At 39.1% G+C, this 24,602-nt stretch carries 23 protein-coding genes and 1 tRNA gene; 16 read left to right on the forward strand and 8 right to left on the reverse strand.

From position 1 onward, the window contains the following. Positions 1-28: 28 nt before the first annotated feature. Positions 29-643, reverse strand: coding sequence for a ribosome biogenesis GTP-binding protein YihA/YsxC (gene yihA, locus B2Z27_RS14275; RefSeq protein ID WP_071340153.1), 615 nt, complete (start codon positions 641-643; stop codon positions 29-31). Between the two features lie 11 nt (positions 644-654). After that, positions 655-1,419, reverse strand: a complete 765-nt coding sequence (locus B2Z27_RS14280) for an alpha/beta fold hydrolase (RefSeq protein WP_071340152.1) — start codon at positions 1,417-1,419, stop codon at positions 655-657. Positions 1,420-1,681: 262 nt separating this feature from the next. Here B2Z27_RS14280 and B2Z27_RS14285 point away from each other — a divergent pair, with 262 nt between their 5' ends. The 16 genes from B2Z27_RS14285 (at position 1,682) to B2Z27_RS14360 (ending at position 18,017) form a co-directional block, all read left to right on the forward strand. After that, the gene (locus B2Z27_RS14285) at positions 1,682-2,155 is read left to right on the forward strand and encodes a division/cell wall cluster transcriptional repressor MraZ (protein ID WP_074669845.1); all 474 of its coding nucleotides are present in this window, start codon (positions 1,682-1,684) and stop codon (positions 2,153-2,155) included. Next, complete coding sequence (rsmH, locus tag B2Z27_RS14290; protein WP_286814148.1) at positions 2,145-3,047, forward strand: 16S rRNA (cytosine(1402)-N(4))-methyltransferase RsmH; 903 nt, start codon at positions 2,145-2,147, stop codon at positions 3,045-3,047. The genes B2Z27_RS14285 and rsmH overlap by 11 nt, the downstream gene beginning before the upstream one ends. Beyond that, positions 3,034-3,375, forward strand: coding sequence for an FtsL-like putative cell division protein (locus tag B2Z27_RS14295; protein ID WP_252736298.1), 342 nt, complete (start codon positions 3,034-3,036; stop codon positions 3,373-3,375). The genes rsmH and B2Z27_RS14295 overlap by 14 nt, the downstream gene beginning before the upstream one ends. After that, complete coding sequence (locus B2Z27_RS14300; protein WP_071340150.1) at positions 3,375-5,381, forward strand: penicillin-binding protein; 2,007 nt, start codon at positions 3,375-3,377, stop codon at positions 5,379-5,381. Before B2Z27_RS14295 ends, B2Z27_RS14300 begins: the two co-directional genes overlap by 1 nt. After that, positions 5,378-6,841, forward strand: a complete 1,464-nt coding sequence (locus tag B2Z27_RS14305) for a UDP-N-acetylmuramoyl-L-alanyl-D-glutamate--2,6-diaminopimelate ligase (RefSeq protein ID WP_286814150.1) — start codon at positions 5,378-5,380, stop codon at positions 6,839-6,841. Before B2Z27_RS14300 ends, B2Z27_RS14305 begins: the two co-directional genes overlap by 4 nt. Positions 6,842-6,872: 31 nt before the next feature. After that, on the forward strand, positions 6,873-8,093 hold the full coding sequence (gene mraY / locus B2Z27_RS14310; protein ID WP_286814151.1) for a phospho-N-acetylmuramoyl-pentapeptide-transferase: 1,221 nt from the start codon (positions 6,873-6,875) through the stop codon (positions 8,091-8,093). Further along, positions 8,093-9,427 carry a UDP-N-acetylmuramoyl-L-alanine--D-glutamate ligase gene (gene murD, locus B2Z27_RS14315; RefSeq protein ID WP_286814152.1) on the forward strand — a complete coding sequence of 445 codons (1,335 nt, stop codon included), beginning with the start codon at positions 8,093-8,095 and terminating at the stop codon, positions 9,425-9,427. The genes mraY and murD overlap by 1 nt, the downstream gene beginning before the upstream one ends. 1 nt (position 9,428) lies before the next feature. After that, positions 9,429-10,637: an FtsW/RodA/SpoVE family cell cycle protein gene (locus B2Z27_RS14320; RefSeq protein WP_286814153.1), complete on the forward strand. Its 1,209-nt coding sequence runs from the start codon at positions 9,429-9,431 to the stop codon at positions 10,635-10,637. Further along, positions 10,624-11,712, forward strand: a complete 1,089-nt coding sequence (murG, locus tag B2Z27_RS14325) for an undecaprenyldiphospho-muramoylpentapeptide beta-N-acetylglucosaminyltransferase (protein WP_286814155.1) — start codon at positions 10,624-10,626, stop codon at positions 11,710-11,712. Before B2Z27_RS14320 ends, murG begins: the two co-directional genes overlap by 14 nt. 1 nt (position 11,713) lies before the next feature. Continuing rightward, on the forward strand, positions 11,714-13,069 hold the full coding sequence (murC, locus tag B2Z27_RS14330; protein ID WP_286814156.1) for a UDP-N-acetylmuramate--L-alanine ligase: 1,356 nt from the start codon (positions 11,714-11,716) through the stop codon (positions 13,067-13,069). Then, positions 13,059-13,778: a cell division protein FtsQ/DivIB gene (locus B2Z27_RS14335; RefSeq protein ID WP_286814157.1), complete on the forward strand. Its 720-nt coding sequence runs from the start codon at positions 13,059-13,061 to the stop codon at positions 13,776-13,778. Before murC ends, B2Z27_RS14335 begins: the two co-directional genes overlap by 11 nt. A 5-nt stretch (positions 13,779-13,783) precedes the next feature. Beyond that, complete coding sequence (ftsA, locus tag B2Z27_RS14340) at positions 13,784-15,118, forward strand: cell division protein FtsA (protein ID WP_058106031.1); 1,335 nt, start codon at positions 13,784-13,786, stop codon at positions 15,116-15,118. Positions 15,119-15,159: 41 nt separating this feature from the next. Beyond that, positions 15,160-17,073, forward strand: a complete 1,914-nt coding sequence (ftsZ, locus tag B2Z27_RS14345) for a cell division protein FtsZ (protein ID WP_286814159.1) — start codon at positions 15,160-15,162, stop codon at positions 17,071-17,073. Positions 17,074-17,162: 89 nt separating this feature from the next. Continuing rightward, entirely contained in the window at positions 17,163-17,606 is a 444-nt protein-coding gene (locus tag B2Z27_RS14350) for a GatB/YqeY domain-containing protein (protein ID WP_058106033.1), read from the forward strand. 47 nt (positions 17,607-17,653) lie between these two features. After that, a tRNA-Arg gene (locus tag B2Z27_RS14355) sits at positions 17,654-17,727 on the forward strand. A 47-nt stretch (positions 17,728-17,774) separates the two neighbouring features. Continuing rightward, positions 17,775-18,017, forward strand: a complete 243-nt coding sequence (locus B2Z27_RS14360; protein ID WP_286814160.1) for a GIY-YIG nuclease family protein — start codon at positions 17,775-17,777, stop codon at positions 18,015-18,017. A gap of 134 nt (positions 18,018-18,151) precedes the next feature. On the opposite strand, the gene B2Z27_RS14365 is transcribed toward B2Z27_RS14360, so the two are convergent. From B2Z27_RS14365 to B2Z27_RS14390, 6 genes are all read right to left on the reverse strand, one after another. Further along, complete coding sequence (locus tag B2Z27_RS14365) at positions 18,152-18,757, reverse strand: hypothetical protein (RefSeq protein ID WP_286814161.1); 606 nt, start codon at positions 18,755-18,757, stop codon at positions 18,152-18,154. Between the two features lie 91 nt (positions 18,758-18,848). Continuing rightward, positions 18,849-19,826, reverse strand: coding sequence for a YpdA family putative bacillithiol disulfide reductase (locus B2Z27_RS14370; RefSeq protein ID WP_286814162.1), 978 nt, complete (start codon positions 19,824-19,826; stop codon positions 18,849-18,851). Beyond that, positions 19,823-20,473 carry a ribulose-phosphate 3-epimerase gene (gene rpe, locus B2Z27_RS14375; RefSeq protein ID WP_286814163.1) on the reverse strand — a complete coding sequence of 217 codons (651 nt, stop codon included), beginning with the start codon at positions 20,471-20,473 and terminating at the stop codon, positions 19,823-19,825. Before rpe ends, B2Z27_RS14370 begins: the two co-directional genes overlap by 4 nt. An 82-nt stretch (positions 20,474-20,555) precedes the next feature. After that, a complete protein-coding gene (locus tag B2Z27_RS14380; protein WP_286814164.1) occupies positions 20,556-23,672 on the reverse strand; it encodes a WD40/YVTN/BNR-like repeat-containing protein in 3,117 nt (1,038 codons plus the stop codon). A 244-nt stretch (positions 23,673-23,916) separates the two neighbouring features. Further along, positions 23,917-24,369 carry a tRNA (cytidine(34)-2'-O)-methyltransferase gene (locus B2Z27_RS14385; protein WP_286814165.1) on the reverse strand — a complete coding sequence of 151 codons (453 nt, stop codon included), beginning with the start codon at positions 24,367-24,369 and terminating at the stop codon, positions 23,917-23,919. Further along, the gene (locus B2Z27_RS14390; protein WP_068482283.1) at positions 24,369-24,593 is read right to left on the reverse strand and encodes a VF530 family DNA-binding protein; all 225 of its coding nucleotides are present in this window, start codon (positions 24,591-24,593) and stop codon (positions 24,369-24,371) included. Before B2Z27_RS14390 ends, B2Z27_RS14385 begins: the two co-directional genes overlap by 1 nt. Positions 24,594-24,602 lie beyond the last annotated feature (9 nt).

Genomic DNA, 24,602 nt, shown 5'->3' on the forward strand with positions numbered 1-24,602 from the left:
CGAACAACCATCAACGAACAACCAACAACTACTTCGTTGCCTCAAAAAACTTGTCGTTAATGTCGTCTATGAAAGCTAATAATTCATCGCGGCCACTGCGGTGGCTAGAGCTGGTGATAAAGTGCGGTGGAGCTTCTTCCCACATATCTGTGGTGAGTTTGTTTAAATACAGGTTTACTTGTCGCTCAATGGCTTTTGGCTTTAATTTATCAGCCTTTGTGAAAATGATGGCAAAAGGTACTCCGTTTTCACCCATCCATTGCATGAACTCCATATCTATAGGTTGTGGATCGTGCCTAATATCTACAAGTACAAATGAGCATACCAGTTGCTCTCGTTGTAAAAAGTAATTGGTAATATATTTTTGAAAGGTATTTTTATCTTTTTTGGAAACACGGGCATAACCATACCCCGGTAAATCTACCAGAAACCAATTTTCATTGATCTTAAAGTGGTTAATAAGCTGGGTTTTACCTGGTCTGCCAGATGTTTTTGCCAAGCTCTTACGCTCGGTCAACATATTGATCAATGAAGACTTACCTACATTGGAACGTCCTATAAAGGCATATTCGGGCAAAGGCTCCTTGGGGCACTTGGTAACATCGGAGTTGCTCATTACAAAGTCGGCCGACTTTATTTTCATCCGTAGGGTATTTAAAAATTATTTTTTGTCAACCAGTCATCCAAAATGGTGTTGAACTGGTCCGGGTGCTCCATCATAGGTGCATGGCCACATTTATCTAACCAAAATAAATCGGAATTCGGTAAAAGCTCATCAAACAGTTCTGCAACATCTGGCGGAGTAACCGTATCGTCCTTACCCCAAATAATACAAGTAGGGGTTTGCATGCTGGGTAAATCCTGTGCCATATTATGACGAATGGCACTTTTGGCGATCGCCAAGGTCTTCACCAATTTCACACGATCGTTCACTGTGGCAAAAACTTCATCTACGATCTCTTTGGTGGCAACCTCAGGGTCATAGAAAACATCTTGGGCTTTCTTTTTAATAAACTCATAGTCACCACGTTTAGGGTAACCATCTCCCATGGCGCTTTCGTAAAGTCCAGAGCTGCCGGTAATCACCAGTGCTTTTACTTTTGAGGGATATAATTTGGTATGTAAAAGACCAATATGGCCACCTAAAGAGTTCCCTAAAAGAATAACATCTTCTAGCCCTTTATGGTCTATAAATTTTTTAAGGTATTTGGCGAAATTCTTTACCGTGGTCTTCAACATTGGCATAGAATATAGCGGAAGTTCAGGTATAAGCACTTTATATCCTTTAGGAGGAAAATAAGAAGTTACCCCTTCAAAATTACTGAGTCCGCCCATAAGTCCGTGAAGAATAATTATGGGTTTTCCTTCACCTTTTTCTATATACTTAAAGCCACCTTCGTTAATCAATTCGTTTTCCATGCGCACTACTCATCATAATTGCCCAAATATAGGTAATTACAGAGAATAGCAAACAACTCTTTTCGATTAGGTGCTTTTGCGATCCAGTCAACTTTCAATTTTCGCCAAAATAAAGGTCGAGTGGTAAAATTGTTCCAAAAAAATCCGATGAGTGGCAAAAATGGTTCACAAAAGGGGTAATTTATTAACAAAGTGGTTTTTAGTGGTAAAATGTGGTAATAATATTTATATATTTGAGTTATATAAATAAAACCTATCCATTTTGGACATTTATTTCTTTGGGACATTTAACTGCAAGGCCGATGCCAAGGGGCGTATCATGCTTCCTGTTGCGCTGCGCAATCAAATGACTCCGATCTTAAATGAAGGTTTTTTTATCAAGAAGTCTTATTATAATGAATGCCTTGAATTATATCCTGCACAAGAATGGTATAAAATCATGGCAGAAATGGACCAGAATAACAGATTTGATGAAGAAAGCCAACTTTTTCAAAGAATTTTCATGGATGGTCTAAGACCGGTAGAAGTAGATGGTACCGGAAGACTTTTGTTGGCAAAAGACGTGATTTCCTTAGCGGGAATTACAAAAGAGGTGAAGATAGTGCCTATGCGGAAGCATTTGGAGATCTGGGATGTTAAGGAGTACGAGGCTACCATATCTATATCTAAGGAAGAGAAGAAGAATTTGGTAAAGCGCGTAATGCTGAACAAAAAAGACGATAAAGATGTATCATAATCCGGTATTGCTGAAAGAGACAGTAGATGGGTTGGACATCAAGGAAGACGGTATATATGTAGACGTGACATTTGGTGGTGGCGGTCACTCTAAAGAAATATTGAAAAGATTGGGGCCAGAAGGCAAGTTGTATGCCTTTGATCAAGACGAAGATGCGCAGGCAAACGCGTTAGGTGATCCAAGATTTACGCTGATCGCGGAAAATTTTAGATACATCACCCAGTTTTTAAAGTTCTATGGCATTAGAAAGGTAGATGGAATCTTGGCAGATTTTGGCGTTTCATCACATCAGTTCGATCAAGCGGAACGTGGTTTTTCAACCCGTTTTGATGCAGATCTGGATATGCGAATGAGCAAGCGCAATACATTGTCTGCTTTTGATGTGGTCAACAAATATTCTTATGACGACTTAAGAAAAGTGTTATTTGAATATGGTGATATCAGAAATGCGAACGCCATGGCAAAAGTAATTGTTGCCAATAGGGAAGATGAGCAGATCCAAACTACCGATGCTTTGAAAGTGGCATTAAAACAGTTTTTGCCGGAGCACAGGCAGCATAAAATTTTGGCACAGATCTATCAGGCCATTCGCATAGAGGTGAATCAAGAGATAGCGGTGATCAAGGAGTTTTTGGAGCAGGTGCCGGGGTTGTTGAAAGAGAAAGGAAGGTTAAGTGTAATTAGTTACCACTCATTAGAAGATAGATTGGTAAAAAGATTCATAAGGGCCGGACAGTTTGAGGGGGAGCCCGAAAAAGATTTTTACGGGAATATAGATGTACCGTTAAAAAAGGTTGGTGGATTGATAGTGCCAACGAGAGAAGAGATAAAAGAGAATAACAGAGCACGTAGTGCTAAATTGAGAATAGCGGAACGCAATGGCGAAAAGTAAAGTGAAAACGGGTGTATTTGACCTTTTGAAGGGAAAATTTTTGGTGAGCGGCGACGCTCCTAAAAATTGGCTGTTCATTATTTTCATTTCTTTTTTGGCAACGGTAATGATCAGTAGCTCCCATAGCGCCGATCAAAAAGTACACCGTATTGCATTGTTGAACGAAGAGGTGAAAGAATTGCGTAACGAATTTGTAGATATGCGATCAGATGTACAGCAGTTGAAGCTAGAATCGAACATTACCGGTAAAATATCGGAAAAAGGATTATTTCCTTCAGAAACTCCCCCACAGAAAATTAAAGTGAAATCTTTAAATGAAGAGGAGTAATGGCGGTAACGGATAAAAGCATATTAAAAAGGCTCTACATAGTGGCGGGCTGCATGGTGCTCTTTGCGGGCGCTGTGTTGTTTAAGCTGGTTTCCATACAAATTGTAGACGGTGAAAAATACCAGGCCCTTGCCGATACACGTACCGAGCGTATGTTCACGATCGAGCCCAATAGGGGAAATCTATATTCAGATGACGGTAGTCTTTTGGCAACTTCGGTTTCTAAATACACCATCCGTTTTGATGCCGTAACCGTAAGCAACGAAGATTTTAAGGAAAACGTAAAACCTTTGGCCGATGCCTTGGCAAAGCAGTTTGGTAAAACATCTTCTCATTACCAGCAAATTTTAAGAAAGGCAAGGGAGAATAAAAATAGGTATGCGTTGATCGTACGCAACTTGGATTATTCAGATTACATGGCGGTTAAAAAAATGCCGCTATTTAATAAGGGTGCTTATAAGGGCGGATTGATCATTGAGCAGAAAACCAAAAGAGAGCATCCGTTGGGTAAAATTGCCGAGCGTAGTGTTGGGTATGAGCGTGTAGATGAAAATGGATATTATACCCGTGTGGGTATGGAGGGTGCTTTTGGTGAATACCTAAGGGGTATTTCTGGCAAGCGCTTAAAGCAGAAAATTGCAAAAGGCCAATGGAAGCCTATTGGTAATGATAACATCGTAGAGCCAAAAGACGGTTATGATGTGTACTCTACCATTGATATCAATATACAAGATATAGCGCACCATGCATTATTGGGACAGTTAGAGAAATACCAAGCAGATCATGGAACGGTAATCGTAATGGAGGTAAAGACCGGTGAGGTAAAGGCAATTTCAAACTTGGGTCAGACTTCAGAGGGTAAATATTACGAGCGTTTAAATTATGCGATAGGTGAATCTCACGAGCCGGGTTCAACTTTTAAGTTGGTGAATTTGGTAGCGGCCTTGGAAGATAAAATTATTGATACCAGTACGGTGATCGATACCGAAAAGGGGCGTTGGAAAATTTATAGACACTGGGTAAAAGATACCAAGCGTGGCGGTCATGGTAAAATAACCATGTCCAAGGCATTTGAAGTATCGTCTAACGTAGCGTTTGCCAAAATGATCAATGACGGGTATAAAAGCGATCCGGAAAAATATGTAAACAGGCTAATGGCCATGGGTGTTCATAAAGAACTGGGCTTACCGGTTGTAGGTGAGGGCAAACCGGTATTGCGTTACCCTGGGGATAAAGGTTGGTCTGGACTGTCATTGGCGCAAATGGCTTATGGTTATGAGGTTTCTATGACTCCCTTACAGACTTTGGCATTTTACAACGCTATTGCCAATGATGGTGAAATGGTGAAGCCAAGGCTGTTAAAAGAGGTCAAGGAGTGGGACAAGACTATTGAGAAGTTCGATAAAAAAGTATTGAACCCTGCTATATGTTCAAAAGAAACCGTGAAAAAGGTGCAGCAGATCCTAAAGAATGTAGTGGAAAAAGAGCATGGAACGGGTCATGGTATGTATTCCAAGAATTTTTCCATGGCTGGGAAAACAGGTACTACGCAAACCAACTATGTCTCTAAAGACCGATCAAAGTACGAGTATATCTCATCTTTTGCAGGTTACTTTCCGGCAGACGAACCAAAATACTCATGTATAGTGGTAATTCACAAACCAGATAAAAGTGTAGGGTATTATGGTGCAGATGTATCCGGGCCGGTATTTAAGTCCGTAGCACAGAAAGTCTATGCAACATCGCCATTAACCAGTGAGGTGGATGTCAAAGATGTGTTGGTGGCGGATAATGAGGATTCTCATAATGGCTACTATAAAAAAGCACAGCAGAAATATGCTGAGGTGCCCAATGTAAAGGGAATGTGCGGAATGGATGCCGTTGCCATTTTGGAGAATTTAGGAATTGAAGTAGAGGTGAAAGGGAACGGAAAGGTAAAGCGCCAATCGATCTCTAAGGGAACAGACTTGAAATCAGTGAAAAAAATAGTGTTGGAGTTGATATGATGCAATTGAAAGACATATTATATGGGGTGCGTATTACTGCTGTTAGCGGTACTACCACTTGTGATATAGCTTCGGTGCAGTTCGATTCCCGTGAAGTGCAAAAATCCGATGCTTTTGTTGCTATAAAAGGTACCATTACCGATGGACATAAATATATAGATGCCGTAGTAAAAGCTGGTGCTAGAGCGATCATATGTGAAGAGTTGCCTGCAACTATGGTAGATGATGTAACGTATGTACAGGTAGAAAGCGGAAATCAAGCATTGGCATTGATGGCTTCTAACTATTACGGTACGCCATCAAAAAATTTAAAATTGGTAGGTGTTACGGGTACCAATGGTAAAACAACGGTGTCTAGTTTGTTGTATCAATTGTTTAAAAAAGCAGGGTATAAAGTGGGGCTGTTGTCCACCATAAAAATTATGGTAGATGATACCGAGTTTCCTACAAAACATACCACGCCCGATGCATTGGTGATCAATAAGCATTTACAATTAATGAACGATGCCGGTGTGGAATATTGCTTTATGGAAGTGAGTTCACATGGTATTCATCAAAAAAGAACGGAAGGTTTGGCTTTTGCGGGGGCAATTTTCACCAATCTTTCCCATGATCACCTAGACTACCATAAGACCTTCGCAGAATATCGTGATACCAAGAAAATATTGTTCGATCAGTTGCCAAAGACGGCTTTTGCATTGACCAATTTAGATGATAAGAACGGCTTGATCATGTTGCAGAATACCAAAGCTAGAAAAGCAACGTACGCGCTAAAGAACTATGCCGATTATAGGGCACAGATTTTAGAGAACCAGTTTGATGGTCAGTTGTTGAAAATCAATGACAACGAGCTGTGGTCAAAATTAATAGGTCATTTCAATGCTTACAATATGCTGGCAATTTATGCAACGGCAGATTTATTGGGATTGGATCAATTGGAAACCCTTCGCTTAATAAGTGAGTTGGAGAATGTAGACGGAAGGTTTCAATATTATATATCAAAAAATAGAATTACGGCAATAGTTGATTATGCCCATACGCCGGACGCCCTAAAAAATGTGCTTGAGACAATCAACACGTTGAGAACTGGAAATGAAAACGTCATCACCGTTGTGGGGTGTGGTGGCGATAGAGACAGATCAAAGCGTCCGGTAATGGGTAATATCGCAACGGAAATGAGCAATAAGGTCATTTTTACATCGGACAACCCTAGAACGGAATCGCCCGCGGAAATCATCACCGAAATGGAAGCTGGGGTAGAGCCACAAAATGTAAAAAAGATGCTTTCCATTGAAAATAGGGAGCAGGCCATAAAGACAGCGTGTCAATTGGCGGCTGATAACGATATCATTTTGGTTGCGGGAAAAGGGCATGAAACCTATCAGGAAACCAATGGTGTGCGTGTTGAATTCGATGATTTTAAAATAGTAAAAGAGCTGTTGAGCAGCCTAGATAAATAACCAAAGCTTAAAAGCAAGAATAAAAGATTTTATGTTAACCTATCTGTTTGAATATTTAGAAAAACAATACCAGTTGCCCGGGGCTACGCTGTTTCAGTTTAGTACGTTTCGTGCCGCAATGGCTATTCTTTTTTCGTTGACGATCGCAACAGTGTACGGTAAGCGTGTAATTCTGTTCTTGCAGAAACAACAGGTAGGTGAAACTATTCGTGATCTAGGTCTTGATGGGCAAAAGCAAAAAGCTGGTACACCAACTATGGGCGGTGTGATCATTATTATGTCTACCCTGATCCCGGTGTTGTTGTTCGCAAGGTTGGAGAACATTTACATTATACTATTGACCTTTACCATGTTGTGGATGGGTGCAATTGGCTTTTTGGATGATTACATCAAAGTGTTTAAAAAGAACAAAGAAGGTTTAAAAGGCAGGTTTAAGGTTTTGGGTCAGGTAACATTGGGGCTTATAGTTGGTGCTGTATTATACTTTCACCCAGAAGTGACCATGCGTGATCATGATAAGACCATAATTACACAAGAGTACACCGTAGAGCAAGTAAAGGGAGAGGAGATTAAATCTACCATGACCACGGTGCCGTTCTTTAAGAATAACGAATTTGACTATGGCAATTTAATTTCATGGGCTGGAGAAGGGGCAAAAGAATATGCTTGGTTGCTGTTCATCCCTATCATCATATTGATCGTAACCGCAGTATCCAACGGTGCTAATTTAACCGATGGTATAGATGGTCTTGCCGCAGGTACATCGGCAATCATAGTATTTACATTGGGCATTTTTGCCCTGGTATCGGGTAACATTATTTTCTCTGATTATTTGGATATCATGTACATACCAAGAGTAGGTGAGTTGTTGATATTCATTACCGCTTTTGTAGGAGCGCTGATCGGGTTTTTATGGTATAACGCATTTCCGGCACAAGTATTTATGGGAGATACGGGAAGTTTGACCATAGGTGGAGTTATTGCCGTGATTGCAATTATTGTGCGTAAAGAATTGTTGATTCCCGTTTTGTGCGGAATCTTCTTTGCAGAGTCGCTCTCAGTTATGATGCAGGTAGGGTATTTCAAGTACACAAAAAAGAAATTTGGCGAGGGTAGACGTATATTTTTAATGTCGCCCTTACATCATCACTATCAGAAAAAAGGGTATCACGAGAGTAAGATCGTAACCCGTTTTTGGATTGTGGGCATTTTATTGGCAATTGTAACTATAGTGACCTTAAAAATTAGATAATGGCACTTTTAGTAGTACTTGGAGGAGGAGAAAGTGGAGTAGGAACAGCCATTTTAGCATTGAAAAAAGGGTACGATGTATTTGTATCCGATAAAGGAAAAATAAAAGAAAAGTATAAAAACGTTCTTGAACATTTTGAGATTGATTGGGAAGAAGAACAGCATTCTGAAGACCGCATATTAAAAGCCGATTTGGTCATGAAGAGTCCGGGTATACCGGATAAAGTGCCTTTGGTAAAGCAGTTGGTGGAGAAAGGCGTACCGGTAATATCAGAGATAGAATTTGCATCTAAATACACCGATGCCAAAATCATTGGTATAACGGGAAGCAACGGTAAAACGACCACGACTATGCTAACCAACCATATTTTGGCGAGTGCCGAATTAAAAGTTGGTATGGCAGGTAATATTGGTGATAGTTATGCAAAAATGGTTGCGGAGAATGATTTTGAGTATTACGTACTTGAGATCAGTAGTTTTCAATTGGACGGCATTATAGATTTTAAACCACACATTGCCGTGATTACGAATATTACACCGGATCATTTAGATCGGTATGAATATGAGTTTGAAAATTACATCGCATCAAAATTCAGAATAGCGGAAAACCAGGACGAAAACGATTATTTGATTTATGACGCAGATGATACGGTTTTGGTGGATTGGCTGAACAAACACCCGGTGAAATCAAAATTAATGCCCTTTTCATTGAATAACGAAGTTGAACAAGGTGCATTTATAGAACAAAACGAGATAATAATAAAAACAACAACAGACACTATTAGCATGACGAAGAACACTTTGGCCTTAGAAGGTCAGCACAATGTAAAGAACACTATGGCAGCGGCAACAATTGCAAAATTGGTCGGCATTCGTAAAGAGACCATAAGAGCCTGTGTTTCTAATTTTCAAGGGGCTCCCCACCGTTTGGAAAAGGTGTTGAAAATACATCATGTGGAGTATATAAACGACTCAAAGGCAACTAATGTAAACGCTGCCTATTACGCATTGGATAGTATGAAAACACCTACTGTGTGGATCGTAGGTGGGGTAGACAAAGGAAATGAGTATATGGAGCTAATGCCATTGGTACGTGAAAAGGTAAAGGCGATTATATGCTTGGGTGAGAATAATGAAAAGATCAAGCACGTATTCGGTAAGGCTGTTGACCTTTTAGTGGAAACCTATGCTATGGAAGAAGCGGTAAAGGTTGCCTATAAAATTGCGGAACGTGGAGATACCGTATTGTTGTCACCTGCGTGTGCAAGTTTTGATCTATTTAAAAATTATGAAGATCGCGGAGATCAATTTAAGAACTGTGTAAAAAACCTATAAGGTGTTGAATATATTCCAAAATATAAAAGGAGATAAAGCCATTTGGGCCATTGCGGCACTCTTGGCCTTGTTTTCATTTTTGCCGGTATACAGTGCCAGTAGTAATTTGGTATATGTAGTGGGCAATGGTACGCCGGTTGGTCACTTGGTAAAACATGCCATACTGTTGTTTTTAGGTTTTGGAATTATTTATGGGGTGCATAAAATACCCACGCATTTTTTCAAGGGGCTTTCTATGATAGCACTGCCCATTGTATTGGTGTTGCTCATATTTGTTTTGGCACAAGGCACTTCTAGTGGTGGCACCAATGATAGTCGTTGGATCCGTTTGCCTTTGGTCGGCTTTGGTTTTCAGCCTTCGAATTTAGCAGCGGTAGTATTGATGATCTATGTAGCGCGCTATTTTTCAAAGGTGAGGGATGTTAAAATAACCTTTAAGGAAAGTATACTGCCATTGTGGTTACCGGTTTTCTTAGTGGTGGCATTAATATTGCCCGCTAACTTTTCAACGGCGGCCATTGTATTCTCTATGGTGATGGTATTGTGCTTTTTAGGAGGATATCCAATGAAATATTTATTGGGGATCGTGGGTACGGGAATATTGTTTTTGTCCATTTTCATATTAACGGCGAAAGCTTTTCCAGATCTATTCCCGAATAGGGTAGACACATGGATGAGCCGTATAGATAGTTTCTCTAATCCGGATGATACTGAAGGCACATATCAAATAGAGCGTGCCAAGATTGCGATAGCAACCGGTGGTATTGTAGGTAAAGGAGCAGGTAAGAGTGTACAAAAGAACTTTTTGCCACAGAGTTCATCGGATTTTATTTATGCGATAATCGTAGAAGAATATGGTCTAGTAGGCGGATTCATTTTAATGCTTTTTTACATGTTCTTGTTGTTTAGGATAGTGGTAGTGGCAAATGGCTGTGCAACCATATTCAGCAAATTGTTGGTGTTGGGTGTTGGGTTGCCTATAGTATTTCAGGCATTGATAAATATGGCGGTAGCGGTAGAGTTGTTTCCGGTAACGGGGCAAAATTTACCATTGATCAGTAGTGGTGGTACCTCTAGCTGGATGACCTGTTTAGCAATAGGCATCATATTGAGTGCAAGTAATAAAAGTATAGTTCAGGAAAGTGCTTCTGGCAACGATTTGGATATGGACGAGACTAACCCTTTAGAGATTTTAAGTGGGCAGTTATAAGTTTATTTTGTCGGGCGGAGGTACCGGCGGACATATTTATCCGGCGATAGCCATAGCGAACGAGTTGAAAAGGAGGTATCCAGATGCTGAATTTTTGTTCGTAGGGGCAAAGGATAGAATGGAGATGGAAAAAGTACCGCAAGCGGGGTACAAAATAGAGGGATTGTGGATTACGGGAATTCAGCGAAAACTGACCCTTAAAAATCTACTATTTCCAATAAAATTGATAAGTAGTTTAATGAGAGCAAATAGCATCGTATCGAAGTTTAAGCCCCATGCCGTAATTGGTACAGGTGGTTTTGCTAGTGGTCCGTTGTTAAAAATGGCGACGTCGAAGGGTATTCCTTGTGTATTGCAAGAGCAGAATTCCTTTGCGGGTATTACCAATAAACTATTAAAGGATAAAGTGGAGAAAATCTGTGTGGCCTATGAGGGTATGGAGAAGTTTTTTCCAAAAGACAAAATAGTATTGACAGGTAACCCTGTTAGGTCAGATTTGGTGGAATTGAAAGCTACCAAAGAAGAAGCTTTAGATTATTTTGAATTGACCACCAATAAGAAAGTGCTGTTGGTGTTGGGTGGCAGTTTAGGGGCTAGACGCATTAATCAATTAGTAGCGGATCATTTAGCTTACTTTGAAGGTTTGGGGTTACAGGTAATCTGGCAATGTGGTAAAGGGTACTATGAAACCTATAGAACCCATCAGTCGGCTAATATAAAAGTACATGCCTTTTTGAATTCTATGGATAAAGCATATGTAGCGGCAGATTTCATTATTTCAAGGGCAGGTGCAGGTGCGGTGTCAGAACTGTGTTTGGTAGGAAAGCCTACATTTTTTATACCGTCACCGGTGGTGGCAGAAGATCATCAGACCATGAATGCATTGGCATTGGTAAAACAGCATGCGGCAGTAATGATCAGGGAAAAAGAGCTTGATGAGCAATTTAAGATGCAGTTTGAATCCGTCTTTAATACATCGGAAAAGCAAGAGGAATTATCAAGGAATATCAAGGCAATGGCATTACCGAATGCTACGGCTGATATCTGTGATGAAATAGAAAAATTAATACAATAAAATGAACGTAGCGCAAATACATAGAGTGTATTTTATTGGCATAGGAGGCATTGGTATGTCTGCTTTGGCGCGTTATTTTGCGTTCATAAATAAAACGGTTTCCGGATACGATAAGACCGAGAGTCCGTTGACCCAAGAACTGGCAGCTTCCGGTATGGATATTCACTATAAGGACAGTATTGACCTAGTGGCAGAAGTGTATAAGAATGACCCGGAACATACCTTGGTGGTGTATACGCCTGCGGTATCATCAAACCATACGGAATATCAGTTCTTTTTACAGAATGGATTTACCATTAAAAAACGATCAGAAGTATTGGGTCTAATTACCAAAGATTCTTTTTGTTTGGCAGTTGCAGGTACACATGGTAAAACGACCACCTCTAGTATTCTGGGGCATTTGTTAAAAGAAACAGGTGTAAAAATGACCGCTTTTTTAGGTGGTATATCAGAAGATTTCAATAGTAATTTCTTGTTGGAAGGAACGGAATATTCTGTTGTTGAGGCAGATGAATTTGATCGTTCATTTATGCAATTAACACCAAATGTAGCCTGTGTGACCTCAATGGATGCAGATCATTTGGATATTTATGGAGATGCCCAGGAGCTGGAAAAAACATTTAAGGATTTTACCGAGCGGTTGAAGCCGGGCGGCACCTTATTTGTGCGTAACGGGTTGCCTTTAAAAGGGTTGACCTATGGTATAGAAGACGATTCGGATTATTGCATCCGGAACATAAAAATAGAACATGGCACCTACATATTCGATTTGGAGACCCCCGACCTCAAACTAGAAGGGGTTGAATTTAACAAGCCAGGAAGGCATAATCTGCTCAATGGTTTAGTGGCTTTTGCGATGGCGATGCAAGCAGGTCCCCCGCCGCATCGCCTTGCACAGGCACTGTCTACCTTTAAGGGAGTACAAAGAAGATTCTCATATCAGATAAAAAATGATGATTTCATTTATATCGACGATTATGCGCATCATCCTACTGAGATCAATGCGGTTTTTGAAGCCGTCTCGGAAATGCATCCCAATAAAAAAGTGTTGGCAATTTTTCAACCGCACCTGTTTTCAAGAACACGTGATTTTGCGAACGAGTTTGCACAAAGCTTGTCACGCTTTGAAAATGTGCTGTTGTTAGATATATACCCGGCTAGGGAAGAGCCTATTACAGGGGTAGATTCAGAATGGTTGTTAGGTAAAATGACAAACGGTAATAGAAAATTAATTTCAAAGGAACAAATGCTTTCTGAGGTAAAAAATCAAAATCCAGAAGTATTGATAACAATGGGAGCCGGAGATATAGGCTTGGAAGTAGTGAAAATAAAAAAAGAAATGTCTTATGCGGGTTAATTTGGGCTTTATAAAATTAGCGGCGTTGATACTTGTAATCACTGGGCTGTACGCTTTTTCTAACGAAAGAAATAGTGCAAAACAGGTGGTCGGTATGAAGGTAGAATTCATTGGTGACCAAAATTTGTACCTCACTGAAGCGGCGGTTAATAAATTGTTAATACAAAATTGCGGAGGCCTCAAAAATGTGCCTAAAGAAAATATAGTTTTGAATACTGTAGAAAAGGCCCTTGAGGCCAATGAAATGGTGAAAAGTGCCCAGGTCTATCTTACAATAGATGGCGAGCTTACGTCGAAAATAGTTCAACGGAAACCAATCGGACGCATAGAAGGGGATAAAAAGTTCTATTTAGATGATGAAGGAAAGAGAATGCCGCTTTCCAATAATCATTCAGCTAGAGTTCCCATTATAACAGGCAATATCAGTGGTAAAAGCCTTGAGGATGTCTATGTCATATTGGAACATATAAATAAGGACGATTTTTTTCGAAAATCGGTAATAGGTATTCACGTTCAAGGTGATAGTGAATATCAATTACGGTTAAGGCTTAATAATTTTGTTGTAAACATAGGCGGTATTGAAGACTTAGAGGCCAAGTTCAGCAATTTTAAGGCATTTTATGCCAAAGCGAACAAGGATGAAACCTTGGAGGATTATGCGGTAGTAAGTTTAGAATTCAATAACCAGGTGGTGTGCACTAAAATATAATTAAAATGGAACAAACTAAATATTCAGTCGGGTTAGACATAGGGACAACGAAAATCGTTGCCATAATCGGTAAGCAAAACGAATATGGTAAAATTGAGATTTTGGGTATAGGTAAGTCCAAAAGTTTAGGTGTGCACAGAGGTGTGGTTAATAATATAACACAGACCATAAAATCTATACAGCAAGCGGTTGAGGAAGCAGAGGCAAACTCAGGGCTTAAGATCGGTTCTGTAGTCGTTGGTATTGCCGGGCAACATATAAGAAGTTTGCAACATAGCGATTACATTACTAGAAAAGATTCTGAGGAAGTCATAGGTGAAGATGATGTGGATATGTTATGTGGTCAAGTGCACAAGTTGATCATGCTTCCTGGTGAGGAGATTATTCATGTATTGCCACAGGAATACAAAGTTGATGGACAAGCGGAAATTCGTGAGCCTATTGGTATGTACGGTGGTAGGTTAGAAGCTAATTTCCATGTAGTAGTTGGTCAGGTGGTTTCTATAAAGAACGTTGGGCGTTGTATTAAGAGTGCAGGTTTAGATCTAGGTAACATTACGTTAGAGCCTTTAGCTTCATCTGATGCCGTTCTAAGTCAAGAAGAAAAAGAGGCAGGTGTAGCATTGATCGATATAGGAGGTGGTACAACTGATCTGGCTATTTTCAAAGATGGCATTATTAGGCATACCGCAGTAATACCTTTTGGTGGTGGTGTTATTACCGAAGATATTAAAGAAGGCTGTTCCATTATTGAAAAACAGGCAGAATTATTAAAAACAAGATTTGGTTCTGCATGGCCGGGTGAAAATAGGGATAATGAAATTGTATCTATACCAGGATTACGTGGTAGAGAGCCAAAAGAGATTTCTTTAAAGAACCTTTCTAAGATTATACATGCACGAGTTGTTGAAATTATTGAGCAAGTGTATGTAGAGATCAAAAACTACGGTCACGAAGAGCAAAAGAAAAAACTGATTGCCGGTATTGTGCTTACAGGTGGTGGAAGCCAATTAAAACATTTAAAGCAATTGGTAGAATATATTACAGGAATGGATACTCGAATTGGGTACCCTAACGAGCATTTGGCGGGCGATTCTGATGAAGAAGTTGCTAGTCCGTTGTACGCAACCGCTGTTGGTCTTTTAATGAACGCCATTAAGAACCAAGAGAAGTTGAAATTAACACAGGAAGAAATTATTCAAGAGCAGGAAGAAGAAGAATTGGTGTATGCAGAGCATAAAACGGAAACCGTAAAACGCCCTGATATACATAAGGAAAGAAAATCTGTTTTTGATAAATGGACTGAAAAGTTAAAAGAATTTTTAGATAACGCAGAGTAATAAGCATAGCATAAGAATACATAACCAGTAATAATTAGAATATGAGTAAGAACAGCGAATTTGATAATATCTCCTTTGATCTGCCAAAGAATCAAAGCAACGTTATAAAAGTCATTGGTGTAGGTGGCGGTGGTAGTAATGCCATAAACCACATGTTCCAGGCGGGTATCAACGGAGTTGATTTTGTAATCTGTAATACTGATTCACAGGCCTTGGATAATAGTCCGGTGCCTAACAAAATACAGTTAGGTGTATCATTGACAGAAGGTTTGGGTGCTGGTGCCAATCCTGAAGTGGGTGAGCAAGCGGCCATGGAAAGTATGGAAGACATAAAAGGTATGTTGGATACGACTACCAAAATGATTTTCATTACTGCTGGTATGGGCGGGGGAACAGGAACTGGTGCTGCTCCCGTAATTGCCAAGTTTGCAAAGGAAATGGATGTTCTTACTGTAGGTATCGTTACAATGCCGTTTCAATTCGAAGGTAAAATGCGAGTTGAACAGGCACAATTAGGTATTGAAAAATTACGTAAAAATGTAGATTCGCTAATCGTAATTAACAATAACAAATTAAGGGAAGTGTATGGTAACCTAGGTTTTAAGGCCGGGTTCTCAAAAGCAGATGAAGTATTGGCAACTGCAGCTAGAGGTATAGCAGAGGTTATTACACATCACTACACTCAAAACATAGATTTACGTGATGCTAAAACGGTATTGTCCAATAGTGGTACCGCAATCATGGGATCGGCAATTTCATCTGGTTCTGCAAGAGCCAATGAAGCTATTATGAAAGCATTGGATTCACCGTTATTGAACGATAATAAGATCCAAGGAGCTAAGAATGTATTGTTATTGATCGTTTCCGGTGCACAGGAAATTACTATTGATGAGATTGGTGAAATCAACGATCATATTCAAATAGAAGCTGGCTACGGTGCAAACATTATTATGGGTGTAGGTGAAGATGAAAGCTTAGGAGAAGCTATAGCCGTAACCGTAATTGCAACGGGGTTTAACATTGAACAGCAAGATGATATTGTAAATACCGAATCAAAGAAAATTATTCATACGTTAGAAGACGGCCAACGTGCAGAGGCAATGTTGTTATCTAACCAAAAAACAGTTCATACTTTAGAGATGGACGATGAGGAAGAGGAGGTAAAAGAAGTCAAACCCGTAAAAAAGTATGAGTTCGTTGAGGAAGATGATTTTGATTTGATTCCTACAACGAACTACATCAGGAATTTTAATGTTTTTTACGAGGAAGTATTAGCGGAGAATGTCTCTGAAGAAGACTTTGTAATAGTAGACGCTCCAACTTCATTGAGAGATATAGAAGTTGTGGACCCACAGGAATTAAAGGTTGAAGATGAAGATGATAGATTTGCTACCAACTTTCAATATTCTAGGAGAGAGGAAGAGGAGAAGGAAAACGTAATCATGTTTGACCTCCATGATGAAGTTAAGGATATTGATGTCAATGATAGCATTGAAATTGTTCCTGTGTTGGAGTACAATAAAAACGGAGAAAAAAGATATAGTTTAGATGACTATATGAAATTGGAAAGTAAGCTTACAGGAGCAAAATCCAAAGCTGAGGAATTTGAGCCAAAAGTTGTGGAAGATGAGCTTATTTTTGAAAAGAAGACCGTAGCTCCAAGAAGAGAGGTGCAACCGGAAGAGGAGTTGGATCCTTTAGATACCCCTATTGAAGAATTATTGAGGGAAAGAGCTGATGAACGTAGACGTAAGTTGAAGGATTTCAATTATAAGTTCAAGAACAACGCACCAACAAGTTATGATGAGAAAAAACCTGCTTATCAAAGACAAGGTGTTAATTTAGAGGATAGTCCGCGCGAAAAAAAAATCTCTAGAACCTCGTTAAGTGGAGATAGTAACGATGATATTAAATTAAGATCGAATAACTCTTTTTTACATGATAATGTAGACTAACACTGCATTTGTAGTAATGTATTAAACCCGAAAACTAAGTCAGTTTTCGGGTTTTATTTTTTATCTTCGCAGACCAAAATATAGAAGAAATGGGTTTACAGCAAAGAGTAATGGAGCAGTTGAAATTAGCTATGAAAGCAAAGGATTCAGTAGCGCTAGAATCGCTTAGAGCTATTAAATCTGCGTTATTGGTAGCGAGTACTAGTGGAGGGTCAGAAGTAACTGAAGAAGATGAAATACAGATTGTTCAGAAACTGGTAAAGCAGAGAAAGGACAGTGCTGCAATTTTTATAGAGCAGGGTAGACAAGACCTTGCTGATCCTGAGTTGGCACAGATTGCTGTAATTGAGCAATTTTTACCAGAACAACTTTCTGAAGAAGAAGTTGAGAAGGTAGTTGTACAGACAATTGATGCTATTGGCGCTTCTGGAATGAAGGATATGGGTAAAGTAATGGGCATAGTGTCTAAAGAACTTGCCGGCCAAGCAGATGGTAAATTAATTTCTACGATTGTAAAGAAGAAATTGGCATAACATAGAATTAGCAGAATTTTAGTTTTGCTAATTGCTAAATATATATTGGCCTCGTGGCGCAACTGAATAGCGCATCAGATTTCGGCTCTGAGGGTTGGGGGTTTGAATCCCTCCGGGGTCACTTAAATGTAAGGTCTTGCTTTTTGCAGGACCTTTTTGATTTATATTATGTACTACGTTTATGTTTTAAAAAGTGAAGTAGATGGTCGTTTATATAAAGGAATGACTAATAATCTTCAAAAAAGAATAGTGGAACATAATTCGGGAAAGAACAAATCGACCAAGGGGTATTTACCTTGGGTTTTAGTTTATAAAGAGGAGTTTAAAACTAGTGTTGAAGCAAGAGCTAGAGAAAAATATTTCAAATCGGGTATCGGTCGTGAGTTCTTGAAAAGTATTCTTAAGAATTAATTTAGCGCATCAGACCTGCCTGCCGGCAGGCAGGTTTCGGCTCTGAGGGTTGGGGGTTTGAATCCCTCCGGGGTCACAAGTAAAAAGCCACATCTGAAAAGATGTGGCTTTTAAATGATATATATTTAATAGATTTAATCTCTATTAATATCGAAAACAATGCCTTCTTTGTGCATTTGAATCATTTCACTTTTAGAATATCCATAAGTGATTTCAGAATAATTTTCGTCCTTATCAATTTTATAGATTCTGGACTTTTTTGATATTTCAAAATCGTTCAAGGAAAGAAATAAACTATCTGTTGTTACTTTTTCAAGTCGCATGGTAGAAAAGCTGCCATTATTTGCTTCATACTCATAAATATCACCAACGGCGGGCTGTGTTAGGTATAATTGTGTATCCTTTTTATTCTTGCCGCTAGAGTAAATAGCAAACACTATTAACAGAGCAAAAACTAATAGACCCGAGAACTGCCAAATTGGACCTTTAGCCTCTCCTTTGATATTTTTATACTGCATTTTAAGAGCTTCGGGCATCTGCTTAGGACTTAAAGTCTCTTTGCAATGTGTGCAGTAAGAACTACCACTTTTACCCAATGGAAAAACAGGGATCCAAAAAACATGTGCGTGCCTTCTGTAAATATTAATGTAAATAGTATCTTGATTATTGCAATGTTGACAAGTAATGTTTCTTGTTTTTACCGAATCAAGACTAGCTGATCCAGTGCCAAAAAATATCATAATGGTAGGTTTAGTAGTTAAGTACTCTACATAACGTCCATATATGTTACCTATTGTTTAGAGCGATTGTTATCTGTTAAAAGTCAATGGATTATGTAGTTACAGAGCTTAGAACAATATTTTTTACAATCATTTTAGCATGTATTCTTGAGTTTTCAATAAACCATTTATGAGTTTCCATACCACCACATATTACCCCGGCCAAGTATAACCCAGACACGTTGGTTTCCATGGTTTCTGGATTGTATTCAGGGAGTTTTTTATCATCTTCACTTATGTTTACGCCTAATTTTTCTAAGAAACTAAAATTGGGTCTATATCCGGTTAGTGCTAAAACAAAATCATTTTCAATTTCTTCCTCGCCCGTATCAGTGTTTAAAAGGATACTGTCATTGGTAATGGCTTTAACCGTTGTGTTGAAATAGGCTTTAATACTTCCTTCCTCTATACGGTTAATGATATCCGGTCTTACCCAATATTTTACACGTTGACCAACTTCTGGACCTCTAATGATCAGTGTAACTTCTGCACCTTTTCTGTAACATTCCAAGGCAGCATCAATTGCAGAATTGCTTGCTCCAATAACTGCAACTTTTTGCCTGGCATAGTAATGTGGATTATCGTAATAGTGAACAACCTTTTTTAAGTCTTCTCCCGGTACGTTCAGTAAGTTGGGTAAGTCATAGAAACCGGTTGCCACCACAATTTGCTTTGAGGTATATGTATTTTTGTTGGATGTGATAGTGAATATTTCTCCTTTTTTTTGAACGTTCTCAACCTTTTCGAACAAATTAATATGCAACTTATTTGAAGTAACAATTCGCCTGTAATATTCTAATGCCTCGTCTCTTTTAGGTTTGGCTTCTTTACTGATAAATGGTATTTCATCTATCTCCAATTTTTCCGATGAAGAGAAAAATTGCATATTGCTAGGGTAGTGGAAAAGGGAATTTACAATAGGTCCTTTTTCAATGATCAGATAAGAAAGTCCGTTTTTTTTAGCCTCTAATCCGCATGCTATACCAATTGGTCCTCCGCCAACGATGACAATATCAAATTCAGTTTTCATCCCTTTAAATCTTTAATAGTAGTTGTTGGGTCTTCGCTTTTAAAAACAAAACTACCGGCAACCAAAATATCTGCGCCGACATCAACTAATTTTTGAGAGTTGGCCGTGGTAACACCACCATCAATTTCAATCAAAGCGGTCGAATTTTTTCTGGTAATCATCGCCTTTGCAGCTTTTATTTTATCATAAGTGTTTTCAATGAAAGATTGTCCACCAAAGCCGGGGTTAACGCTCATGATCAAAACCACATCAATATCTTGAATAATATCTTCTAAAAGAGATACGTTGGTATGCGGATTTAACGCTACACCTGCTTTCATGCCCAAAGCTTTAATGGCTTGTATGGTTCTATGTAAATGAGTGCAGGCTTCATAATGAACGGTTAGAATATGTGCTCCAAGTTTGGCAAATTCTTCCAAATACCTATTTGGGTCAACAATCATTAAATGCACATCTAAAGGAATTGTAGCATGTTTTTGAATAGCTTTAACTACGGGCATACCATAAGATATGTTTGGAACAAAAACGCCGTCCATGACATCTATATGGTGATACGTTGCTTCACTGGCGTTCACCATTTCTACATCGCGTTGTAAATTACCAAAATCTGCAGCTAAAAGAGATGGCGCTATGCTTGCCTTTTTCATTTTATAAAACCTTTATTGTTCAGTACAAAAATACGGATTTGTAATTCGTTCTACAGTTGTTTTAGATTTGCTTTAACTACGATCAATCAATTGCCGTGCCGCCACTTTTTATGAGAATAGGATTTATCTTTGACTTGTATTTGTCAAAAATCCCGTTCAATTTGTTCAATTCTATAGTGAGTTCTGCCGATAATTCTTCATACACTTTGTAGGCACCGTTTGTTGGTTTTGCTTCTCCAGATTCTACACTTCGGCGTAAAGATGCTAATCTGTTATTGAGTTTAATAGGGAAGTTCAAAGGATCTTGACCTGATTGATTTTTAACTTGGTAAAGAGCTTCTTCAACTTCAGTGATCTCACCTAGAAATGGTGTTACTATCGTTTCATAGTCAGTAGCGTCAATTTCTTCTTTAGCATCGTGAAGTTGCTTTTTGATATCTCGTATTTTGATTACCGTTTCATTAGCAGCAGAAGTTTTTTCCATAATTTTATTGGAAAGCTCAAATTGCTCATCCAAATCTTCTTTTGTAATGCCTTTTAGATTTGGATCCATTTCTATATTGAACGAATAGGTTTGCTCATAATTTCCGGATTTCATTTTAACCTTGTAAGAACCTATGGGTGCTTTTGGACCTCTGGCAGGTCTTGCGCTCCAAATGATCATTCCGTCAAATGTTGTAGCTCCTGTGTATCTCATATCCCAGGTGAACGTGTTTATCCCTTTTGCGGTGGTTGGCTTTGTGGAGCCTCCTTTAAGCCAATAGGGTAAATTAGGGTCTACTTCGTATTTTGGTTTGCTACCAGTAAAGGTGTTGATCAATTTGTCATTTGCGTCAAAAATTTCAAAGGTGATGGTATCTTTTTCTTCTTTAAGATAATACTGAATAGAAGCATCGGTAACACCTCTAATAGCGTTGGTAGGTTTAAAAAGAATAGCTTCTTTTTCAACCATTTCTGGGGAATACTGTCTTAGGGGTTGAATATCATCTAATATCCAGAAGCCTCTTCCGTGAGTACCAAGAACAACATCATTGTCTTTAACTACCAAATCTCTTACCGGTGTATCTGGTAATTTAAGTTGAAGGCTTTGCCAAAGTTCACCATCGTTCATAGAGAAATATACGCCATGTTCGGTTGCTAAAAATAAAAGCCCCTTCCTTACTGGATCTTCACGAACAGCTCTTGCAAAATGCCCGTCTGCAATACCATTAATAATTTTAGTCCAAGTTTTACCATAATCATGGGTTTTAAATACATAGGGTTGCCTGTCGTCTACTTGGTATCTATTGGCTGCTACGTAAAGCGTACCAGGATTGTGAAGAGATTCGTCAATAATACTTACCCTTGAAAATTTAGGTAATTCTTTTGGTGTAATATCTGACCAATTTTTGCCACCGTCTCTTGTAATATGTATTTTTCCATCATCTGATCCTGCCCATATGGTATTAATGTCATGATTAGATGGGGCAAGCGCAAAAACGGTTGCGTAAATTTCAGGACCGTTCATATCCATGGTAATGACACCTCCGGTCTTTCCCAAAGTAGATGGGTCTGCATAGGTAAGATCAGGACTTATTTTTTCCCAAGATTGACCATCATCGGTTGTTTTCCAAACATGTTGGGAGCAGGTATACATTATGTTTTCATCTTGTGGAGCAAACATAATAGGGAAGGTCCATTGCCAACGTTCCGGCAAAGCGCTTGCCGGTTCACCAGAGAAAAACCGTGGATACACCTGTATATCCCTAGATTGGCCGTTACTACGATCATACCTGGTTAAGAGTGCGCCTTGGCTACCTGCATAAAATATATCCAAGTTGGTAGGGTGTTGGGTGATCCACCCGCTTTCGCCGCCACCTACAGCATATGCCCAACCGTCTCCTTGACCTCTTGCCTGCATATGGCCCCAGCCATCACTTGGTACGGCAATGGTACTATTATCTTGTTGAGCACCAGCCACATGGTAAGGTACATCGTTTGTGGTCATTACATGATATAACTGTGTTGTGGTGTAATCTTCCTCTGTCCATGATTTACCTCCGTTAATACTTACCACGCCACCGCCATCGTTTGATGAGATCATTCTATTAGGATCGTTAGGGTCTATCCAAAGATCATGATTGTCACCATGTGGAACTTTAATTTCAGTATCAAAAGTTACCCCACCATCCGTAGACTTCCAAAAATTAACATTTAGTCCGTATACGGTTTCTCTATCAACAGGGTCGGCGTAAATTCTAGAATAGTAAAATGCGCGTTGTCTAAGTTTTCTTTCGTCATTGGTTTTGGTCCATGTTTTACCGGCATCGTCCGATCTAAAAACACCACCTTCATTAGCTTCTACAATGGCCCATACACGGTTAGAATCTGCAGGGGATACCGTTACACCAATTTTACCTAACGGTCCTGCGGGCATGCCTGGGTTATTAGACAGATCATTCCAGGTTTCTCCGCCATCGGTAGATTTCCATAGTTTACAATCCGGACCACCGCCCCACATTTTCCAAGCTTTACGTTGCACTTGCCAAGTGCTGGCGTATAAAACATTTGGGTTGTTACGGTCTATAATTAAATCTACTGCGCCCGCCTTATCGCTAACATATAAAGTTTTTTTCCATGTTTTTCCACCATCTTTACTTTTAAAAACGCCCCTTTCTTCATTGTCGCCATATGGGTGGCCCAATGCCGCTACATAAACAATATTCTCATTTGTGGGGTGTATTCTGATTCTTGAAACAGCTTGGGTTTCTTCAAGACCTAAGTGTTCCCAAGTTTTACCGGCATCAGTAGATTTGTAAACACCATCACCTTGAGTAATACTTCCACGCAATTGAACTTCTCCCATGCCTATATAAACAATATCTGGGTTGGTTTCGGCAACTGCAACCGCACCTACGGAAGAGCTGGTTATTTGCCCGTCTGTCACAGGTTCCCATTCGTTACCACCATCAGTGGTTTTCCATAATCCGCCGCCCGTTGCTCCAAAATAATACTCATTAGGTCTGCTAGGGCTCCCCGTAGAACCAAGCGATCGACCTCCACGTACGGGGCCAATATTTCGCCATTCCAAATTTTCATAGAAAGCTTTGTCGATTACAACATCTTGAGTATTATTTTTTGCTTTCTTTTTCTGCGCAAATACAGTAGAGGTAAAGGAAAAAAATAGAAGGACAACAATTGCCGAAATTTTCGAGTTCATAAGAGTCGTTGTTTGGTGGATAATTTGAATTATTGGTTGCTTGAAAATAAGCATTTAATCTGCGAATAATTGGGTAAAGGAAAATTTTAACGACTTGTAAATCCTATTAATGCGATAAGCGATTATTACGCCGTTTTGCTTTAGAATATTCTAAAAATGAAGTGCTTATTTTATCAAATGTATATGCAAGGAGTATGATGCAATTTTTATAAAATCAGCACTAAAAAGTAAAGTCAAACGAGCTTTAGTTGATTTGTCTTAAACCTTCATAAATGGAAATAGCAACAGCATTTGCCAAATTAAGACTTCTAATATGTGTACTGTATAATGGTATTTTAACCGCGTTTTCTTGGTGTTTGTTTAATAAGGCCTTAGGTAGCCCAACAGATTCTTTTCCAAAAACTAAGAACATGTCATCTTCAAAATCAATTTCCCAATGATTTTTGGTTGCGGTAGCAGAGAAGAAAATCATTTTTTTGTAATCATGTTCTTTAAAAAACGCATCTACGTTTTCATACATGACCACATTAAGATGTTGCCAATAATCTAGCCCCGCTCTTTTTAATCGTTTATCGCTTAGCTCAAAACCAAAAGGTTTAACCAAATGTAAGGTAGAACCGGTGCCAAGTGCCAATCTGCCAATGTTACCAGTGTTGTTAGGAATTTCAGGTTCTATAAGTACAATATGAAAGCCCATTATTTTTTAAAGGATTGTAAGTATAAATGTTCTACTTTTTCTCTGGCCCATGGTGTTCTACGTAAAAACTTTAAACTTGATTTTATAGAAGGGTTACTTTTAAAACAATTGATATTTACTTGTCCTGCTAAATCTTCCCAAGAGTATTTCTCTGTAAGTTCTTCTAAAATGGTCACGAGCTTTACACCGTGAAGTGGGTTATTGGGCTGAGAATCTGAACTCATATGATTGGA

It is taken from the genome of Maribacter sp. UBA3344 (genome assembly GCF_002362375.1).
GTDB lineage: Bacteria > Bacteroidota > Bacteroidia > Flavobacteriales > Flavobacteriaceae > Maribacter > Maribacter dokdonensis.

Bases quoted from the DNA above. Each gene is read 5' to 3' on its own strand.
- yihA (WP_071340153.1), bottom strand. From the start codon at position 643: ATGAAAATAAAGTCGGCCGACTTTGTAATGAGCAACTCCGATGTTACC.
- B2Z27_RS14280 (WP_071340152.1), bottom strand. From the start codon at position 1,419: ATGGAAAACGAATTGATTAACGAAGGTGGCTTTAAGTATATAGAAAAA.
- rsmH (WP_286814148.1), top strand. From the start codon at position 2,145: ATGTATCATAATCCGGTATTGCTGAAAGAGACAGTAGATGGGTTGGAC.
- B2Z27_RS14295 (WP_252736298.1), top strand. From the start codon at position 3,034: ATGGCGAAAAGTAAAGTGAAAACGGGTGTATTTGACCTTTTGAAGGGA.
- B2Z27_RS14300 (WP_071340150.1), top strand. From the start codon at position 3,375: ATGGCGGTAACGGATAAAAGCATATTAAAAAGGCTCTACATAGTGGCG.
- B2Z27_RS14305 (WP_286814150.1), top strand. From the start codon at position 5,378: ATGATGCAATTGAAAGACATATTATATGGGGTGCGTATTACTGCTGTT.
- mraY (WP_286814151.1), top strand. From the start codon at position 6,873: ATGTTAACCTATCTGTTTGAATATTTAGAAAAACAATACCAGTTGCCC.
- murD (WP_286814152.1), top strand. From the start codon at position 8,093: ATGGCACTTTTAGTAGTACTTGGAGGAGGAGAAAGTGGAGTAGGAACA.
- murC (WP_286814156.1), top strand. From the start codon at position 11,714: ATGAACGTAGCGCAAATACATAGAGTGTATTTTATTGGCATAGGAGGC.
- B2Z27_RS14335 (WP_286814157.1), top strand. From the start codon at position 13,059: ATGCGGGTTAATTTGGGCTTTATAAAATTAGCGGCGTTGATACTTGTA.
- ftsA (WP_058106031.1), top strand. From the start codon at position 13,784: ATGGAACAAACTAAATATTCAGTCGGGTTAGACATAGGGACAACGAAA.
- ftsZ (WP_286814159.1), top strand. From the start codon at position 15,160: ATGAGTAAGAACAGCGAATTTGATAATATCTCCTTTGATCTGCCAAAG.
- B2Z27_RS14350 (WP_058106033.1), top strand. From the start codon at position 17,163: ATGGGTTTACAGCAAAGAGTAATGGAGCAGTTGAAATTAGCTATGAAA.
- B2Z27_RS14360 (WP_286814160.1), top strand. From the start codon at position 17,775: ATGTACTACGTTTATGTTTTAAAAAGTGAAGTAGATGGTCGTTTATAT.
- B2Z27_RS14365 (WP_286814161.1), bottom strand. From the start codon at position 18,757: ATGATATTTTTTGGCACTGGATCAGCTAGTCTTGATTCGGTAAAAACA.
- B2Z27_RS14370 (WP_286814162.1), bottom strand. From the start codon at position 19,826: ATGAAAACTGAATTTGATATTGTCATCGTTGGCGGAGGACCAATTGGT.
- rpe (WP_286814163.1), bottom strand. From the start codon at position 20,473: ATGAAAAAGGCAAGCATAGCGCCATCTCTTTTAGCTGCAGATTTTGGT.
- B2Z27_RS14380 (WP_286814164.1), bottom strand. From the start codon at position 23,672: ATGAACTCGAAAATTTCGGCAATTGTTGTCCTTCTATTTTTTTCCTTT.
- B2Z27_RS14385 (WP_286814165.1), bottom strand. From the start codon at position 24,369: ATGGGCTTTCATATTGTACTTATAGAACCTGAAATTCCTAACAACACT.
- B2Z27_RS14390 (WP_068482283.1), bottom strand. From the start codon at position 24,593: ATGAGTTCAGATTCTCAGCCCAATAACCCACTTCACGGTGTAAAGCTC.